Raw genomic sequence first — 15,760 nt, 5'->3', positions numbered from 1 at the left:
TCTTGGGTGACCGGGCTGCTGTCCCCTGCCGTCCGGTCACGACCCTGGAGCGAGGTCCCACGACACACGGCACGATCCCGTACGTCTCATCGCCCCAGCGGAGCCACGCGTGGTTCTTTCGGGCCCGCCCCTGGCTGGCACGGACACCGGGACCAACGAAGCGGTGCGCTCCGCGGTCACGCGCCGTACGGGTGAGAGGGGGCCCGAACTCAGATGCGCCCCCTGGACAGTTCGAGGAGCGTCATCGCGAGGGAAACGGCCGGCTTGCCGAGCGCGTCGCTGTAGCGGCTGAGGATCTCGTTCTCACGGGACAGGTTCACGCGCCGCCCTCCGGAGGCGATCCGTGCCTCCTGGACGACGGCGGACACGGCGACCCGTTCCTGGATCAGACCGATGATCCTGTCGTCGAGCGCGTCGATGCGCTCGCGGGCGTCGGCGATCGTCTGCTCGGTCGTGCTGGTGGTCATAGGGGGCTCCTCGTCGGATGCGGTGCGGAGCCCCGGACCGGCACGGTCCGGAAAACCACAGGCGCCCCGGACCTTGTCGGCCCGGGGCGCCTGGGAAGTCGCTTGTCAGTTGCTCAAGCAGCACGACCATGGCAGCCGGTGGGCCGGTTGCCATAGGTAAAGAGGAAGGTCGCGGTGGTGAGCATGGGCGCCAGTATGCCACGGGACCGGGCCGGGGCGGGTCTCGGTAGAATCGGTGTACGCACAAGACCCCCGCCCCACCGCCGGAAGGCTCCCGTGTCACCAGCGACCCCTACTGCCGCCGCCCCCGACACCGTCCTGGTCGTCGACTTCGGTGCGCAGTACGCCCAGCTCATCGCCCGTCGCGTCCGTGAGGCCCGGGTCTACAGCGAGATCGTGCCGAGCACCATGCCGGTCGCGGAGATGCTCGCCAAGAACCCCGCGGCGATCATCCTCTCCGGCGGCCCGTCCTCGGTGTACGCGGAGGGCGCCCCGCGCCTGGACCGCGCGCTCTTCGACGCCGGCGTCCCCGTCTTCGGCATGTGCTACGGCTTCCAGCTGATGGCGACGACGCTGGGCGGCACGGTCGACAACACCGGCGCCCGCGAGTACGGCCGCACCCCGCTGCACGTCTCCCGGTCGTCCTCCACCCTCTTCGAGGGCACCCCGGACGAGCAGTCCGTGTGGATGTCCCACGGCGACGCCTGCTCGGCGGCCCCGGAGGGCTTCTCGGTCACGGCCTCCACGGACGTCGTCCCGGTCGCCGCCTTCGAGAACGACGAGAAGAAGCTCTACGGCGTCCAATACCACCCCGAGGTCATGCACTCCACGCACGGGCAGCAGGTCCTGGAGCACTTCCTGTACCGGGGCGCGGGCCTCACCCCGTCCTGGACCACCGGCAACGTGATCGACGAGCAGGTCGCCGCGATCCGCGAGCAGGTCGGCGACAAGCGCGCCATCTGCGGCCTGTCCGGCGGCGTCGACTCCGCCGTGGCGGCCGCCCTGGTCCAGAAGGCGATCGGCTCGCAGCTGACCTGCGTGTACGTCGACCACGGTCTGATGCGCAAGGGCGAGACCGAGCAGGTCGAGAAGGACTTCGTGGCCGCGACCGGCGTCCAGCTGAAGGTCGTGGACGCGGAGGAGCGCTTCCTCACCGCGCTCGCCGGGGTCTCGGACCCCGAGGAGAAGCGGAAGATCATCGGGCGCGAGTTCATCCGCGTCTTCGAGCAGGCGCAGGCCGAGATCATCGCGGACGAGGGTCCCGAGGTCGCGTTCCTGGTGCAGGGCACGCTCTACCCGGACGTCGTCGAGTCCGGCGGCGGCACGGGCACGGCGAACATCAAGTCGCACCACAACGTGGGCGGCCTCCCGGAGGACCTCGAGTTCAAGCTCATCGAGCCGCTGCGCAAGCTGTTCAAGGACGAGGTCCGGATGGTCGGCCAGGAGCTGGGCCTGCCGGACGAGATCGTCCAGCGCCAGCCCTTCCCGGGCCCCGGCCTCGGCATCCGGATCGTCGGTGAGGTCACCAAGGACCGCCTCGACCTGCTCCGCGAGGCCGACGCCATCGCCCGCGAGGAGCTGACCGCGGCCGGCCTGGACCGCGAGATCTGGCAGTGTCCGGTGGTCCTGCTCGCGGACGTCCGCAGCGTCGGGGTCCAGGGCGACGGCCGCACGTACGGCCACCCGATCGTGCTGCGCCCGGTGTCGAGCGAGGACGCCATGACCGCCGACTGGTCGCGGCTGCCGTACGACGTCCTCGCGAAGATCTCGACCCGGATCACGAACGAGGTCGCCGACGTCAACCGGGTCGTCCTCGACGTGACGAGCAAGCCGCCGGGGACCATCGAGTGGGAGTGAGCCCTCTTGAGGCTCAGGTCCGCTTGAGGGTCCGCATCGGCTCTCCGGGCTTCCAGATCTCGACGACGAGGTACTTCTCGTCCTCGACGTAGGTCCGTACGACCTCCGTCAACTCGGTGCGGAAGAGGTGGAACGGCTCCGGCGGTTCCACCTCCTGCACGTACGCCGCCTTCGCCGCCCCGTCCTCGACCTCCACTGCCCGGCCGCCCACGCGGATGTCCCCGCCGGCCATGCCGGTCCCCTCGCCGGGGTTGGTCTGGAGCGCGAAGCGGGGGTCCCGGCGCAGGTCGAGGGCCTTGAGCGAGCCCGGCATCATCCCCAGCCACAGCTCACCGTCCAGGAAGCGCACCTCGATGCCGCTGGTGCGCGGGGAGCCGTCCGCGCGCAGGGTGGCCAGGAGGTGGTGGATGTGGGCGGCGAAGCGCTCCTCGGCGATCCGCGCCGGTTCGGGTTCGGCGCTGCGGAAGGCGGCCCAGTTCGATGTCATACGCCGATCGTCGCCCGTAAACCCGACATCTTCTGTCGTGATTCGGTCGCGTGCGTCATCTTTACATCACAAGGCTGTTCTCCTGCGCTGACCGACGGTAACTTCCGCTCTTTACGACACCCCAGTGCCGGAGGACCACACATGCACGGGCCGACCCCACCGCTCCCGCTGCCCACGGATCGGCTGCGCTTCGCCATGCCGCCCATGCACGAGTCGCTCGACGACGAGCGCCGGCACCGCAAGGAGCGGCTCGCGGGCGCGCTGCGGATCTTCGGACGGCTCGGCTTCGAGGACGGCGTCTCGGGGCACATAACGGCCCGCGACCCCGAGTACAGCGACTGCTTCTGGGTCAACCCGTTCGGCATGCCGTTCAAGCACGTCACTGTGAGCGACCTCGTCATGGCCAACTCCGAGGGCCAGGTCATCGAGGGCCGCTACCACGTCAACCAGGCCGCCTTCACCGTCCACGCCCAGGTCCACGCGGCCCGCCCCGACGTGGTGGCCGTCGCCCACTGCCACTCCGTGCACGGCCGCGCCCTGTCCGCCCTCGGCGACCTCCTCGACCCCCTCACCCAGGAGAGCTGCGCCTTCTACGAGGACCACGCGCTGTACGACGCCTACACCGGCGTCGCCGTCGACGCCGACGAGGGCCGCCGGATCGCCGCCGCGCTGGGCTCGCGCAAGGCGCTCGTGCTGCGCAACCACGGGCTGCTGACGGTCGGCGACTCGGTGGACGCGGCGGCCTGGTGGTTCCTGTCCATGGAGCGCTCCAGCCAGGTCCAGCTCCTCGCCAAGGCGGCCGGCCGCCCGCTCCTCATCGACCACAAACTGGCCGTCGCCACCCGCGAACAGCTCGGCGGCGACCTGGTGGCCTGGATCAACTACCAGCCCGTCTGGCAGGACATCAGCCGCAGCGAGCCCGATCTGCTGAGTTGAGTTCTCTCCTGGGCCGGCGGGCTCAGAAGCCGCGCAGCACGGCCGCCTTCGTCATCGCGAACTCCTCGTCCGTCAGCACCCCGTCCCGGTACAGCTCGCCCAACTCCCGCAGCCTGCGCAGCAGTACGTCGTGATGGTCCGACTGCCCCGGCACGGCCGCCGTCAACTGCGGCCGCTCCTGGTCCGCGAGATCGCCGCCGGCGCGGGTGGACGGGTGCGGAAGACGGGCGGTGACGGCGGTGGCGATCAGTGCCGTGAGCAGGTCGCGGCGGGTGCTGCCCCACAGATCGAGGGCGTACGGGTCCTTCTCCGGCGGCAGTTTGGAGAACACCGTCTCCCGGGTCACGAAGCGCAGAAAGCCGTCCTCGTAGCCGGAGTTGGGCAGCCACTCGACCTGCACGAGATCGCCGAGGGCGATGATCCGCGGTCCGGTCGCCCGCTTGACCCGGTCGGAGGTGTCGGCCCAGTCCAGCCGCACCTGGGTGCCGTCGAAGGAGACGGTGCCGTCGGAGGAGCGCACCGAGACCGGCACCGGCGGCCCGGGCAGCAGATACGCCTTCGTCGGATCCTTCGGGACGCGGTCCAGCATCAGGGCCTGGCGGATCTCCTCGGCGATGTACTCGGCGACCCCGGAACGGTCCACGTCCACCAGCAGCCGGTAGGGATCGGCCGCCTCCGGCAGCCGTCCGCCGGTGGCCTGCAGCAGTGGGTCGGCGCCCTCGCGCAGCCGCAACCGCAGCCGCGCGCGCTTGCGTTCGGGCTCAAGAACCACGCCCGCGACCGCTTCGAGGGGCACCGCGACCTCTCCGTAGGTCTGCCGGAACAGTGGCACCGAGCGGTGCAGACCCGGCGTGATCCTGACCGTGGTGCCGTCGAAGGCCCAGGTCCCGTCCCGCTGGATGATCTCGGCCATAGGGAAATTCTCGCAGCCGGGTCAACACTGCGGCCGAGGCTTCACCCGCCTCGACCACACCTGCCGGACGCGGACGGGGTGTCGTAGGGCACAATGCGCTGTCATCACGCGGGACTTGCGAGGCGGCGACCGACGGTCGGTCGGGGCCGCCGGTCGATGGGGTTGTGGGGAAGGCGGGCGTCGAGCGTGGCGGTGCAGGAGGCGAGAGGGGGCGCGGACGCGAGCGCCGGCCGGACGGGATACGGGGGCGCGCCGGGCGGTGCTCCCCGCGGCACGCACGGGGGTGGCTGCACGTGCGGGGACTGCCCGCACGGGGTGCGCGAGGGACATCGGCGCGCGGTCGCCGAATTCCTGCTGTTGCGCGAGGAGTTCGCGGCCGGACAGGGGCTGCCCGCCGCGGTGGCCCATTCGGCCCAGGCCTCCCGGCAGTGGGTCTCCGAGGAACTGACCCAGTCGGCCGGGCTCGTCGCCGAACGCGGCCGCGCCGAGGGCGAGGCCTGGCTGGCCCGTCTGTGGCGCCGGGCCGTGGCCACGGTGTGGGCCCTGGTCCTGCTGCTCCTGCTGGTGCAGGCCCTCACGGCGATCGGCGCCGGCTGGACCGCCGCCCGCACCGCCGGACTGCTCGCCGCGCTGCTCGTGGCCGGCGCCCTGACCGCCGCGTCCTGGTTCCACCGGGCGCGCGGCGGCGTACTGGCCCCGGTCATCGGCGAGGACAACCGCCTGTCCACCTCCCGCACGGTCGCCGCGGTCTGGGTGCTGTTCGTCGTCTACGCGGTGCTGGTCCTGGTCGGCCGCCTGGCCGCCGCCTCCGACCACACGCAGCGCGACACGCTGATCTCCGGGCTCGAACTCGCCCGCGGCGCCGGGGTCGTGACCGTCCTCGCCGTGGTCTGCGCGATCGCCGTCCTGGTCCGCCGGGTCGTCGGCCTGCGGGTCCTTGGCCAACGGCTGCAGAAGGTACGGGCGGACCGGCCCCGCGCGGCCGACCTGCTGACCGACGACTCAGGGCGCGGCACCTTCGCGGACATCCAGTACGCCGTGATCAGCGCCGTCGCCGTGGTCTTCGCCGCCGTCCGCCTGGCCCGCCGCCCGGACCAACTCCCGGATCTGCCCTGGGGGCTGGCCGTGGTCGTCCTCATCTCCGCCGCCACCTACGTGGCCGGCAAGTACGCCGAGGGCGGGCGCCCGGTGATCCTCTCCGTCGTCCGCTCACGCGAGGCCGGCGACCTCGACGCGCCCATCCGCACAGGCGACGACATCGAGATCCGGGGCGCCGGCTTCGTACCGCCGGGCGCGCAGGGTGCCGACCGCCTGTCCCGGATGGTCGTCCGGATCGGCGCGGTCCACGTCCATGTACCGCTCGTCCCCGTCGCCGGCGGCTTCCGCAATCCGACGGACGCGGTACTGACCGTGCCGGTGCCGGCCGATGTCGAGCCCGGGCGGGTGGAGGTGCAGGTGGTCACCGCGGCCGGGGTGGAGACCAACCGTTACGCGATCGACGTCACGGACTGACCCAGCCTGACCGTTCCTGACCATTCCTGACAGGAGCTGGCGGGGCCTGATGGGGTCTGACCAGGACTGATACGTACTGGTGCCGGGCGTGCGCGCCCCCGCTCGAAATTCGGCACGAACGGATTGAGCGCTCCGCCCCTTACGTACGTATGGTCTTTGAAGGGGTCTTTGGCATGGCGGGCGAGAGGCGGCGGCTATGACTTACGGCACGCGTACGGATATGCAAACCCCCTATCTCGACGAGGGCCGGAGCTGGCGCGACACCGCGACGCGATACGCCCTCCTTCCTCTCCGCGTGTTCCTCGGCGTCACGTTCATCTACGCCGGGTTGGACAAACTCACCGACAGCGCGTTCCTCAAGGACTCCGGCTCCGGCTCCGTCGGCGAGATGATGCGCGCCGTCCGGGACTCCTCGGCCATCCCGGCCATGGTCGACATGGCCCTGAAGAACCCGGTCGGCTTCGGCTACGCCATCGCCTTCGGCGAACTCGCCGTCGGCATCGGCACCTTGATCGGCCTCCTCGCCCGCATCGCGGCACTCGGCGGAGCCCTGATCTCCCTCAGCCTGTGGCTGACCGTGAGCTGGGGCTCGGACCCCTACTACTACGGCAACGACCTCGCCTACCTCATGGCCTGGCTCCCGCTGGTCCTCGCGGGCGCGTCCGTGTTCTCCCTGGACGCGGCGCTGCGAGCCCGGCGGAGGCAACGCGCGGGTGGGTATCGGTAGGCGCAGGCCGTAGGCGGCCGTAGGTCGTCGTCGACGGCGTTCCGGGTGGGCGGATACCGGTAGCTCGTGGTCGGCGGGGACAGCGGCTGACGCGTGTGCGGGGCAGGTCGATGAGGTCGTCGGCCTGCCCCGTCGGCGTCCGGCGAGGTGGTGGCCGCCACGGTGGGCCGTTCCGACAGCCGACCTCGGTGACATGCCGGGCGAGCCGTGCGCAGCACGGACTCGCTTGGCGGGTGACGCCGGCCGGTTCCGACGTCGGCTGCTGCGGAAACAGGCTCCGAGGTCAGGCCGGTATGTCCTGGCGGGGGTGGGGCTCCGTGACCTTTCGTGAGGCCCGGCGGCGGCGCACCGCCCGGGTCAGGACGCTGATCGCGCCGGCCAGGAACAGGCCGGCCGTGACGAGCGGGATGATCGCGAACCAGGGGGTGTCCCAGAGGCCGCCCGCGTCTCCGGCGTAGATGACGCCCGCGAGGGTCAGGGTGAGGCCCGCGATCAGCTTGCCGGGCAGGAACTCATGACGTGGCACGGCTCACCTCCGCCTGTCCGAGGCCGACCTGGATGTCGATGTCGAGCGTGCCGGCGTTCCTGCCGCCCGTGACGGGTGTCAGGGTCACTTCCTTGTGCTTGTCCGGCGCCACGTCCACGTCCTTCTGCTCGTCACCCGGCAACTGGATGTCGCCCACCCCCACGTCGATGCTCAGCTTCACGGTCGCGTCCTTCGGCACGATCACCTTCACCCGGCCCGCGCCGACCTCCGCCTCCGTCTCCACCGTCCGGCCCTTGGCCACGTGCACCCGGCTCAGGTCCAGGGTGCCGACCCCGGAGCCCAGGTCGTACTTCGCCCGGACCTCGGCCACCGAGGCGGGTTGCCAGGTCGTGCGTACCCAGTGCGTGTCGATGTCCTTCGGGAGGGCGACCGACCCGGCGAGCAGCGCCGCCGTGATGATCGCGAGGAAGATCGAGCCCGCTCCCGTGCGCCCCAGGAACGCGCTGACCGCGATGCCCAGGCCGAGCACGATCAGCGCGCAGGCCAGGCCGGTCTGCAGGCTGGTGCCCAGCGCGTGGTCCTCCCAGGTCCCGGCCGTGCCCAGGCCGCCCGCGAGCAGGGCCAGCAGGAACACCCAGCCGCCGATCCAGCGGGACCCGCGCTGCCTCGGCGCCGGGACCTGCGGGGCGCGTATGTCCGCGCGGCTGCGCCAGGAGGAGCCCAGGCTGATGTTGACCGCCGCCGCGATGTCCCGGTCACGGGAGTCCTGGGGGCCCCAGAGATAGCCGGTGCCGCCCACATGCGTGCCGTCCTTGACGATCGGGTCCCGCCACCAGGAGGGGTAGGCGGCGGGGACCGGCGGCGCCTGGGCCTCCGGCGGGGCGTCGGCGGCGGCCTGGGCGGCGAGCGGGTCGGGGTCGGGGGTGCCGCGCTGGCGCGACCAGTACCCCGCGCCCGCGAGAAGGAGGGAGAGGACGACGGCGAAGGTCATCACCCCGCCGTTGGCCACCATCGTCAGGAACACTCCGCAGCCGACCAGCGCGAACAGCACCGCCGTCAGCGCCTGGCCGTCCACCCGGCCGGTGAGGAGCTTGCGGACCTCGTTCTCCTCCTCGTCCTGGTACGGGACGAGGAGCCAGGCGAAGCCGTAGAAGATCAGACCGATACCGCCGGTCGCGGAGAGCACGGCGAGGGTGATCCGGAAGATCACCGGGTCCATGTCGCACTGCCGCCCCAGCCCCGCGCACACGCCCGCGAGCATTTTGTAGTCGCGGTCGCGCCGGAACCTGCGGGACGCGTCGCCGACCTCGGCGGACCCGCTCGCACCGTCCGCGGCGGGCTCAGTCGCCGTCGCCGATGCCGATGCCGATGCCTGAGCTTGCGCAGGCCCGGACGCAGCCCCTCGCCCCGGTCGGGGCCCCGCCCCCGTGTCCGCCGTGGGCGGGGCGTCCGCGGCGGGCACGGCATCCTGCGGCCCGGCGCCCGAAGCGGGGCGCGGGCCGGAGCCGGGTCCCGGACCCGTCGCGGCACGCTCGTGATCTGTCATGTGTCCATGGTGACGGGCGCGACGCGACAGCGGCAGTCGGTACGACCCTGGCCGGACCCTGATTTCACCCCTGACCCGCGGCCGGGGAAGCGTTCGACCGGCCCGGATCGCGGGGATGGGGCCGGGATTCTGGGGGCGGTGGGGCCGAGGACGGTTGGCCCGGGGGCCCGGGGGCCCGGGGGCGCGGGGGCGCCGGGGGCGTCGGGGACGGTCGGGCCGGGCGCACGACGGCCGGGCGCCGGGCGCCGGCGCGATGCGATCACGGATGCCGGGCGTGATCAGGTCCGGCCGCGAGCGCGAGCGCGATCGGGTGCGTGTGTCGAGCGCGGTCCGGCCCGGATACCAGGAGCGGTCCGGCCTGGGCATCGAGAGCGGTCCGACCGGGACAAAGGGAACACTTCGGCCGGGCGCCGAGCGGTGTTCGGCCGGGACAAAGGGAACACTCCGGCCGGGGAGCCGAGCGGGGTCCGGCCGGGACAAAGAGAGCACTCCGGCCTGGGCACCGAGCGGGGTTCGGCCCGGATGTCCTGCGTGATCGTGCCGGACAGGCGCGTGATCGTGGCCGGACGCCGAAGATCAGGGGAGTCTCCGGGGTCGACCCTGATGCTCTGCCGGTGCGGGCATGTGACGATCGGTGCCATGCCGGAAGTCGCAGCAGCGCCCCTCGTCGAACCGCGGCCGCCGCGCAAGCTCTACCGCAGCAGCGACGGACGCTGGCTCGGTGGTGTGGCGCGGGGGCTCGCCGGGCATCTCGGGCTGCCCGTGATCTGGGTGCGGCTCGTTTTCGTCGGGCTGTTCATGGCGGACGGTCTCGGCGCGCTGCTGTATGCCGCGTTCTGGTTCTTCGTGCCGCTCGGTGTCGGAGGCGTGGCCGGTCAGCGGCCGCCGTCGTTAGTCACCACCGAGACCTCGCCGGACGGCCGGCGCAGGCTCGTCGCCCGCAGGCCCGACAAGGGGCAGATCGTCGCGCTGCTCCTCATGGTCATCGTGGCCATGGTCTTCGTCGGCAGCGTGAATCTGGGCAACGGCGCGAAGGCGTACCTGTGGCCCGTCGTCCTCGTCGGCGCGGGCGTCGCCCTGGTCTGGCGCCAGGCGGACAACGCGCGCCGGGCCCGCTGGGCCGAGGTCGGCCGCCGCAAGCGCACCCTGCGGCTGCTGCGTGCCGCCGGCGGTGTCCTCCTCGTCACCGCGGGCGTCACCGGCATCTTCGTCCTCCAGGGTTCCGCCGCCCACCTCGGTTCCGTCCTCCAGGCGGCGCTCGCCGTGCTGGTGGGGATAACGCTCCTCGCCGGCCCCTACCTCGTCCGCATGACCCAGGACCTCTCCGAGGAGCGCCTGATGCGCATCCGCGCCCAGGAGCGCGCCGAGGTCGCCGCCCACGTCCACGACTCGGTCCTGCACACCCTCACCCTGATCCAGCGCAACGCGGAGAACGCGAACGAGGTGCGCCGCCTCGCCCGCGCCCAGGAGCGCGACCTGCGCACCTGGCTCTACAAGCCGGAGGGCACCGGCAAGGACGAGGCCGACGAACCCACCACCCTGGCCGACGCCGTCAGGCGGAACGCGGCCGAGGTGGAGGACAAACACGGTGTCCCCATAGAGGTCGTGGTCGTCGGCGACTGCCGGCTCGACGACCGGACGGGAGCGCAGATGCAGGCCGCGCGCGAGGCAATGGTGAACGCGGCCAAGTACGGTGGCGAGGGCGGCGCGGTCCAGGTCTACGCCGAAGTCGAAGGAAAGACGGTCTTCGTGTCCGTCCGGGACCGCGGCCCGGGCTTCGACCTGGACTCGATACCCGCCGACCGGATGGGTGTCAGAGAATCGATCATCGGCCGTATGGAACGCCACGGCGGAACAGCCAGGCTGCGCGCGGTGCCTGACGGCGGCACAGAGGTCGAGCTGGAGATGGAGAGGGCGGAGATGACGTCATGAGCGACCCGACCGAGGCGAACCCGGAGCGCACCGAACAGGCGGCCGGCGGCGCGGGGGAGCGCCACGTACGCGTGGTCCTCGTCGACGACCACCGCATGTTCCGTACCGGAGTGCAGGCCGAGATCGGCCAGACGGCACAGACCGGCGTCGAGGTCGTCGGCGAGGCCGCGGACGTCGACCAGGCGGTCACGGTCATCACCGCGACCCGCCCCGAGGTCGTCCTCCTGGACGTCCACCTCCCGGGCGGCGGCGGTGTCGAAGTCCTGCGCCGCTGCGCCCCGTTGATGGCCGACGCCGAGCAGCCCGTGCGTTTCCTCGCGCTGTCCGTGTCGGACGCGGCGGAGGACGTCATCGGCGTGATCCGCGGCGGCGCGCGCGGATACGTGACCAAGACGATCACGGGCACGGACCTGGTCAACTCCATCTTCCGGGTCCAGGAGGGGGACGCCGTCTTCTCGCCGCGGCTTGCCGGGTTCGTCCTCGACGCCTTCGCCTCCACGGACGCCCCGCCGGTCGACGAGGACCTCGACCGACTCACCCAGCGCGAGCGGGAGGTGCTGCGGCTCATCGCCCGGGGCTACGCCTACAAGGAGATCGCCAAGCAGCTGTTCATCTCGGTGAAGACGGTCGAGTCGCATGTCTCGGCGGTGCTCAGGAAGCTCCAGCTGTCCAACCGGCACGAGTTGACCCGGTGGGCGACGGCACGGCGCCTGGTGTGACGGCCTGATCCGAGGCTCACACCACGCGCGTGGCGCCCGCGAACGGCATCTCGTCGATGGGGGCGATCCGCACCGGCGCCGAAGGATTCGGCGCGTGGATCATCTGGCCCTTGCCGATGTAGATGCCGACGTGGCTGATGCCGGAGTAGAAGAACACCAGGTCGCCCGGGAGCAGTTCGGCGCGGGTGACACGGCGGCCGGCACCGATCTGCGCGTAGGTCGTGCGGGGCACCGAGACGCCCGCGGAGCGGTACGCGGCCTGTACCAGGCCCGAGCAGTCGAAGGCGTCCGGCCCGGTCGCGCCCCAGACGTAGGGGCTGCCGAGTTTGGCGTAGGCGTACGAGACGGCGGCCGAGGCACGGGAGTTGGGGGCCGCGGCCGTGGCCGAGGAGGGGGCCTCCAGGGCGGTCCGTCCGCCCGAGGCGGAGCGGGACGCGCGGGCAGAGCCGGCTCCCGCGCCCTCATCGAACTGCGCGCGCTCAGCGGGCGACAGCTCGGACAGCAGCCGCTTGGCCGCGTCCAGCTTCCCGGTGATCGTCTTCTTGTGGCGGCTCAGTTCGGCCTGCCGTGACCGCAGCGAGGCCAGCTCGACGCGGGCGGCCCCGCGCAGTTGCTCGATCTCCCGCAGCTCCTCGCGGACGCCCGCGACGGCCGCCGCCTGCCGGGTGCCGGCCCGGTCGACGAACTCGGCGCCGTCGAGATAGTGGTCGGGGTTGTCGGAGAGCGCGAGCTGCAGCGCCGGATCGAGACCGCCGTCGCGGTACTGCGCCGCCGCCATCGAACCGAGGGACTCCCGCGCCGAGTTGAGCTTGTCCGTCTTGCGGGCGGCCTCGTCCCGCAGGGTGCCGAGACGCTGCTCGGCGGAGTCCGCCTTCTCCTTCGCCCCGTTGTACTTCTCGGTGGCCGTCTCCGCCTCCTGGTACAGCTGGTCCACCTTGGCCTTGACCTGCGACGGCGTCAGTTCCGGCTCGGCGTGTCCGGTCCCGTCGAAGGCCGTCGCGGTCGCCGCGCCCGCCAGGGCGATGGTGAAGGCGGTGCGGGCCGTAGTGCCGCCGGCCGAACGCCGGCCGGGCTTTCGGTGCGCTGCCAAGTGGACTGCACGTCCTTTCGTACGACCGCTCTCACACGTCCGGCGGCGGCCCGCACAGGGGGAGCGGGCCGCCGCCGGACCTTCTCGGCGGGGTGGCCGACTGCCGCCCCTGGCCCGGGCGGCGGTGGGGAGCCGGTCACCTGGGGAAGGACGTTAAACCCGACTGTGTCGGCTTGGTAACGCGATGTGCGGAACTGCCGCCAGGGGACCGCCCGGTGACCGGAAACGATCGTGATCCCGGCCCAGGTCCGTCGACTTCACGCAGTGCGCTGACCGATGTGACGATTCCCGGACACGTATGGGCGACGCGGTGCTATAGCCCGCATTTATGCATGATCGGCCGGACCGGATCGGCGCGTGAGGGGCGGCCCGGTGTCGGATGGCACCCGAGCCCCTGATTAGGCTCCGGCGTCATGGACGTACTCATCCATCTCTTCGTCGGCCTGCACATCATCGGCATCGCCTCGCTGCTGGGCGGTTTCCTCACCCAGATGAAGGCGATGGGCCGCGGCGAGGCCCGGTTCGTCCCGGCGATGCTGCACGGCGCGCTGACGATGCTGGTCACCGGCGCCATCCTGGTCGGCCTCAACCAGGCCGACGACCAGCACGTGAACAACGTCAAGATCGGCGTGAAGCTGGCCCTGCTGATCGTGATCCTCGGACTGGTCTACGTGAAGCGCGACGACGAGAAGGTGGACAAGAGCCTGTTCGGCCTGGTGGGCCTGCTCACCACGGCGAACATCTTCATCGCCGTGCTGTGGACGTGACGTCTCCCCGGCCCGCGCCGTAGGAGCGCAGTGCCCCCGCGGCGACCACCAGCCAGGCCGCCGCCGACACCCACAGCAGCACCTCCCCGGGGTCCCTGAGCCACGACACGTCCACGGCGGCGGCGACCGACACGGTGGCGGCGGCCGTCATCCCCAGCGGGAACACGGTCGACCAGCGCCGCACGTCGTAGCCGAGCCGCGGCCGGGCCACCTCCGCGACGAGGAGTACGGCGCACCAGGCCAGGCCGAGCACGAGCAGCGCGACCGTGACACCGCGCAGGACGCCCCGGTCGTCGCCGTTCCACAGGTACAGCCGCGTGCTGTCGGCGGACAGCAGCCTCGACCCCGCGAGCGCCGAGATGGCGAGCGCGCCGCCCGCGATCCACTGGTCGCCGGCGCCCGTCACCACCTGGCGCGGGTCGAAGCACGGCAGCGCGACGACGTAGAGGGCGAGGCCGAGCCAGAACAGCACGAGGGCCGTGTGCGCGAGCCACGCCGTGGTCCCGGCGGCGGCGAGAGAGGCGGCGAGCACGGCGAGACTCTGCGTGGCCACACAACCGAGGAACACGCCTGCCGGCATACGGCGCTTCCAGTGCCGTACGACATCGACGAGGAGCACCGGCCACAGCACGGTCGCCAGCGCGAGCAGCGCCTCGGCGAGGGTCTGCCAGCCGAGGGCGACGAAACGGATGCCGAGTACGGCCGTCGCCGCGACGGCGGTCAGCGCGGCCGGTGTCGCCGCCTCCGCCCGCCACCTCGCGCGGTCCCGCAGCAGCCGTACGACGAAGTTCGCGGCGAGCGCCGTCCAGGCGACGCAGGCGACCACCAGGGCGATCCGCGACAGGACCTCGTATCCCGTCAGATGCCACCCGATGGACACGACGCCGGTCGCCATCACGACGGCCCCGGCCGCCGGCGGACGCTGCGCCCACCAGGCGCGTAGGGAGGAGAGACCGGACATGGGCCGATGCTAAGGAGCACGGCGCGGCTTGCGGGCGGGGCACGCGCGCGGGGGTGCGGGAATTACGCGCGCGCGTGAAGGGAGACGTGCACCACGCGCGCGTGCGACGGGAGACGTGCAGTACGCGCGCGTGCCCGTGGGTCAGGCCGGGCGTACCACGCTGTGGATCGCCGACTCGCCGTCGTAGTAGATCGACTCCTCGCGGACGTACGTGCCGGGCCTGGGGGCGTGGATCATCATGCCGTTGCCGATGTAGAGGCCGACGTGGCTGATGTCGTCGTAGAAGAAGACCAGGTCGCCTGGTTGGGCGTCGGCGAGGGAGACGGTGGTGCCGGCGTTCACCTGGTCGTAGGTGACGCGGGGGAGGGTGACGCCCGCGGCCTTCCAGGCGGCCTGGGTGAGCCCGGAGCAGTCGTAGGAGTCGGGGCCGGTGGCGCCCCAGACGTACGGCTTGCCGACCTGCGCGCGGGCGAAGGCGAGCGCCTTGGCGGCCTTGGTGGCGTAGGCGGAGTCGGAGCCGCTCGTGCCCGAGGACGGGGACCACGACGAGGAGTCCGAGCCGCTCTGGGACGCCGCTTCCTGTGCCGCCTTCTCCTCCGCGGCCTGCTGCTGCGCCAGTTCCGCCGCCTTGCGCGCGGCTTCCTGCCGCTTCTCCTTCTCGATCGCGGCGAGCCGCGCTTTCTCCTGGGCGGTCAGCTGCGACAACAGGTCGCGCGCGTCGGCGAGCTTCTTCTGGACGGTCGACTTGGCCGTCCGCAGGTCGCTCTGCGTCTCGGTGAGCGTCTCCAGGCCCTGCGTGGCCTCCTGGCGCTTCTTCATCGTCGCGGACTGCTCGGTGACGTAGTCGTCGACCGCGTCCTTCTGGCGGCCGGTCAGCCGGTCCATCAGCTGGGTCCGGTCGAAGTAGTCCTGCGGGGAGTCGGCCAGCAGGAAGGTCGACGTGTCCGGCGCGGCGGCCCCGGTCCGGTACTGGGCGGCGGCGAAGGAACCGAGCTCCTGCCGCGCCTCGTTGAGCTTCTGGGTGCGCCGGGCCACGTCGTCCAGGAGGGTGCCGACGCGCTTGCGCTGCTTGGTGGTCTTCTCTTTCGCCGCGTTGTACTTCTCGGTCGCCGACTCCGCCTGGCGGTACAGGTCGTCGACCTTCTTCTCGACCTCTTCGAGGCTCGGGTTCCCGTCGGTGGACGGGGCCGCCTCGGCCGACTGGGAGAGCAGGGCCACGGAGGTGAGGGCGGCCGTGGCGATCGCAGGGGTGCGTATCCCTGCTGCGCGCGTTCCCGAAGGACGCGACTTGCGGTGCGACGCCAAAGGAGGCGACTCCTTCCAATGCTCCGCCTACCGAGTCAGCGGTGGGGGCTCAGA

Annotated in this window: 15 protein-coding genes; 7 read left to right on the top strand and 8 right to left on the bottom strand. The window is 71.8% G+C overall.

What is annotated here, in order from left to right; all coding sequences use genetic code 11:
• Window positions 1-209: 209 nt before the first annotated feature.
• Window positions 210-467 carry a chorismate mutase gene (locus tag ACIQI8_RS22125; RefSeq protein ID WP_402353125.1) on the bottom strand — a complete coding sequence of 86 codons (258 nt, stop codon included), beginning with the start codon at window positions 465-467 and terminating at the stop codon, window positions 210-212.
• 276 nt (window positions 468-743) lie between these two features.
• On the opposite strand from ACIQI8_RS22125, the gene guaA reads away from it, so the two are divergent.
• Window positions 744-2,324 (top strand): glutamine-hydrolyzing GMP synthase, encoded by a 1,581-nt coding sequence (gene guaA, locus ACIQI8_RS22120; RefSeq protein WP_402353122.1) that lies wholly within the window; start codon window positions 744-746, stop codon window positions 2,322-2,324.
• Window positions 2,325-2,337: 13 nt separating this feature from the next.
• On the opposite strand, the gene ACIQI8_RS22115 is transcribed toward guaA, so the two are convergent.
• Window positions 2,338-2,811, bottom strand: a complete 474-nt coding sequence (locus tag ACIQI8_RS22115; protein WP_402353119.1) for a pyridoxamine 5'-phosphate oxidase family protein — start codon at window positions 2,809-2,811, stop codon at window positions 2,338-2,340.
• A 141-nt stretch (window positions 2,812-2,952) separates the two neighbouring features.
• Here ACIQI8_RS22115 and ACIQI8_RS22110 point away from each other — a divergent pair, with 141 nt between their 5' ends.
• The gene (locus ACIQI8_RS22110) at window positions 2,953-3,747 is read left to right on the top strand and encodes a class II aldolase/adducin family protein (RefSeq protein WP_123998241.1); all 795 of its coding nucleotides are present in this window, start codon (window positions 2,953-2,955) and stop codon (window positions 3,745-3,747) included.
• 22 nt (window positions 3,748-3,769) lie between these two features.
• Here the strand turns inward: ACIQI8_RS22110 and ACIQI8_RS22105 are convergent, their stop codons facing one another.
• Window positions 3,770-4,660, bottom strand: coding sequence for a DUF4429 domain-containing protein (locus tag ACIQI8_RS22105; protein WP_402353115.1), 891 nt, complete (start codon window positions 4,658-4,660; stop codon window positions 3,770-3,772).
• A gap of 186 nt (window positions 4,661-4,846) precedes the next feature.
• On the opposite strand from ACIQI8_RS22105, the gene ACIQI8_RS22100 reads away from it, so the two are divergent.
• Both ACIQI8_RS22100 and ACIQI8_RS22095 read left to right on the top strand, forming a co-directional pair.
• Complete coding sequence (locus ACIQI8_RS22100; RefSeq protein ID WP_402353112.1) at window positions 4,847-6,172, top strand: hypothetical protein; 1,326 nt, start codon at window positions 4,847-4,849, stop codon at window positions 6,170-6,172.
• 196 nt (window positions 6,173-6,368) lie between these two features.
• Window positions 6,369-6,899 (top strand): DoxX family protein, encoded by a 531-nt coding sequence (locus tag ACIQI8_RS22095; RefSeq protein ID WP_123998239.1) that lies wholly within the window; start codon window positions 6,369-6,371, stop codon window positions 6,897-6,899.
• 283 nt (window positions 6,900-7,182) lie between these two features.
• Here ACIQI8_RS22095 and ACIQI8_RS22090 read toward each other — a convergent pair whose 3' ends face one another.
• The gene (locus tag ACIQI8_RS22090; protein WP_402353109.1) at window positions 7,183-7,425 is read right to left on the bottom strand and encodes a hypothetical protein; all 243 of its coding nucleotides are present in this window, start codon (window positions 7,423-7,425) and stop codon (window positions 7,183-7,185) included.
• Window positions 7,412-8,932, bottom strand: coding sequence for a PspC domain-containing protein (locus tag ACIQI8_RS22085; RefSeq protein WP_402353106.1), 1,521 nt, complete (start codon window positions 8,930-8,932; stop codon window positions 7,412-7,414). Before ACIQI8_RS22085 ends, ACIQI8_RS22090 begins: the two co-directional genes overlap by 14 nt.
• A 639-nt stretch (window positions 8,933-9,571) precedes the next feature.
• Here ACIQI8_RS22085 and ACIQI8_RS22080 point away from each other — a divergent pair.
• Both ACIQI8_RS22080 and ACIQI8_RS22075 read left to right on the top strand, forming a co-directional pair.
• Window positions 9,572-10,864 carry a PspC domain-containing protein gene (locus ACIQI8_RS22080; RefSeq protein ID WP_402353103.1) on the top strand — a complete coding sequence of 431 codons (1,293 nt, stop codon included), beginning with the start codon at window positions 9,572-9,574 and terminating at the stop codon, window positions 10,862-10,864.
• Window positions 10,861-11,583 carry a response regulator transcription factor gene (locus ACIQI8_RS22075; RefSeq protein WP_123998235.1) on the top strand — a complete coding sequence of 241 codons (723 nt, stop codon included), beginning with the start codon at window positions 10,861-10,863 and terminating at the stop codon, window positions 11,581-11,583. The genes ACIQI8_RS22080 and ACIQI8_RS22075 overlap by 4 nt, the downstream gene beginning before the upstream one ends.
• Before the next feature lie 16 nt (window positions 11,584-11,599).
• On the opposite strand, the gene ACIQI8_RS22070 is transcribed toward ACIQI8_RS22075, so the two are convergent.
• On the bottom strand, window positions 11,600-12,673 hold the full coding sequence (locus ACIQI8_RS22070) for an NlpC/P60 family protein (RefSeq protein WP_402353100.1): 1,074 nt from the start codon (window positions 12,671-12,673) through the stop codon (window positions 11,600-11,602).
• Window positions 12,674-13,086: 413 nt separating this feature from the next.
• Here ACIQI8_RS22070 and ACIQI8_RS22065 point away from each other — a divergent pair, with 413 nt between their 5' ends.
• Window positions 13,087-13,440: a hypothetical protein gene (locus ACIQI8_RS22065; protein ID WP_402353097.1), complete on the top strand. Its 354-nt coding sequence runs from the start codon at window positions 13,087-13,089 to the stop codon at window positions 13,438-13,440.
• Here the strand turns inward: ACIQI8_RS22065 and ACIQI8_RS22060 are convergent.
• Entirely contained in the window at window positions 13,418-14,401 is a 984-nt protein-coding gene (locus ACIQI8_RS22060) for a tellurite resistance/C4-dicarboxylate transporter family protein (RefSeq protein ID WP_402353094.1), read from the bottom strand. The two genes, ACIQI8_RS22065 and ACIQI8_RS22060, sit on opposite strands and share 23 nt — an antisense overlap.
• Before the next feature lie 141 nt (window positions 14,402-14,542).
• Window positions 14,543-15,706, bottom strand: coding sequence for an NlpC/P60 family protein (locus tag ACIQI8_RS22055; protein ID WP_402353091.1), 1,164 nt, complete (start codon window positions 15,704-15,706; stop codon window positions 14,543-14,545).
• Between the last annotated feature and the right edge of the window lie 54 nt (window positions 15,707-15,760).

The organism is Streptomyces sp. NPDC092369 (genome assembly GCF_044755245.1).
GTDB lineage: Bacteria > Actinomycetota > Actinomycetes > Streptomycetales > Streptomycetaceae > Streptomyces.
This window is presented reverse-complemented; position numbering and strand designations above follow the sequence as displayed.

Coding starts and splice junctions, on each gene's coding strand:
- ACIQI8_RS22125 (WP_402353125.1), bottom strand. CDS start 467: ATGACCACCAGCACGACCGAGCAGACGATCGCCGACGCCCGCGAGCGC.
- ACIQI8_RS22115 (WP_402353119.1), bottom strand. CDS start 2,811: ATGACATCGAACTGGGCCGCCTTCCGCAGCGCCGAACCCGAACCGGCG.
- ACIQI8_RS22110 (WP_123998241.1), top strand. CDS start 2,953: ATGCACGGGCCGACCCCACCGCTCCCGCTGCCCACGGATCGGCTGCGC.
- ACIQI8_RS22105 (WP_402353115.1), bottom strand. CDS start 4,660: ATGGCCGAGATCATCCAGCGGGACGGGACCTGGGCCTTCGACGGCACC.
- ACIQI8_RS22095 (WP_123998239.1), top strand. CDS start 6,369: ATGACTTACGGCACGCGTACGGATATGCAAACCCCCTATCTCGACGAG.
- ACIQI8_RS22085 (WP_402353106.1), bottom strand. CDS start 8,932: ATGACAGATCACGAGCGTGCCGCGACGGGTCCGGGACCCGGCTCCGGC.
- ACIQI8_RS22080 (WP_402353103.1), top strand. CDS start 9,572: ATGCCGGAAGTCGCAGCAGCGCCCCTCGTCGAACCGCGGCCGCCGCGC.
- ACIQI8_RS22075 (WP_123998235.1), top strand. CDS start 10,861: ATGAGCGACCCGACCGAGGCGAACCCGGAGCGCACCGAACAGGCGGCC.
- ACIQI8_RS22065 (WP_402353097.1), top strand. CDS start 13,087: ATGGACGTACTCATCCATCTCTTCGTCGGCCTGCACATCATCGGCATC.
- ACIQI8_RS22060 (WP_402353094.1), bottom strand. CDS start 14,401: ATGTCCGGTCTCTCCTCCCTACGCGCCTGGTGGGCGCAGCGTCCGCCG.